The organism is Oleiphilus sp. HI0061, assembly GCF_001635675.1.
Map to the genome: position 1 here is coordinate 1 of NZ_LWFE01000268.1, position 799 is coordinate 799.

At 42.9% G+C, this 799-nt stretch carries 1 protein-coding gene; it reads left to right on the forward strand.

The genetic code is table 11. The features are described from left to right. The coding region (locus A3735_RS03445) for a condensation domain-containing protein (protein WP_197485635.1) at positions 1-799 on the forward strand (799 nt) is incomplete at both ends.

The window sequence follows — 799 nt, forward strand, 5'->3', positions numbered from 1 at the left end:
CCGATTAGTCTCAGTGAACTTCGTGAGCACCTGCGACAGCAATTGCCCCCTTACATGGTGCCGCAGCACCTTGAAGCACTCGGGGAGTTACCACGCACCCTTAACAACAAGCTTGATCGAAAGGCTTTAGAAAGCCTCCCTTTATCAGAATCAAGCTCGTTAGGCAAAGAAGAAGTACGGGCCGCTACTACAGCGACTGAACTTAAGTTACTGAGCATCTGGCAAGAAGTCATCAATAAACCCATATCTAACATCAATGAAAACTTCTTCGACCTAGGTGGGCATTCTTTGCTCATTGCACAAATCATCCACCGTGTTGAAATGGATATGTCGGTGCAATTGAAGTTCAGTGACCTCTACGAGTTTGCAGACATCGAGTCTTTAGCTAAAAAAATAGATCAATCGCAGCACACAGAACAATCAACCATAACAAAGCGTTCAGAGAATGAACCAGCCTTATTAACCCTTGCCCAACAAAGGCTTTGGTACCTGAATCAACTGGAAGGAAGCAGTACTGCCTATAACCTTCCCTCTGCATTCAGACTAAAAGGAAAACTCAATAAGCTTGCTTTAAATCAAGCTTTTCAAAACCTAATCAGTCGCCAAGAAGCGCTAAGCGCCGAAGTAATTGAAATTGATTCCCAGCCACATCAACGGCTTCGAAACATCAGTAATTTTGAACTAAGTGAAGTCTCTTTCGCAGATATAGATAAGCCAATTGAACGTGAGCTGGAACTCAAAAAACGCCTGACCGTTTTACAAAACCAGGTTTTCGATATCAATCACGATATTCTTTTTA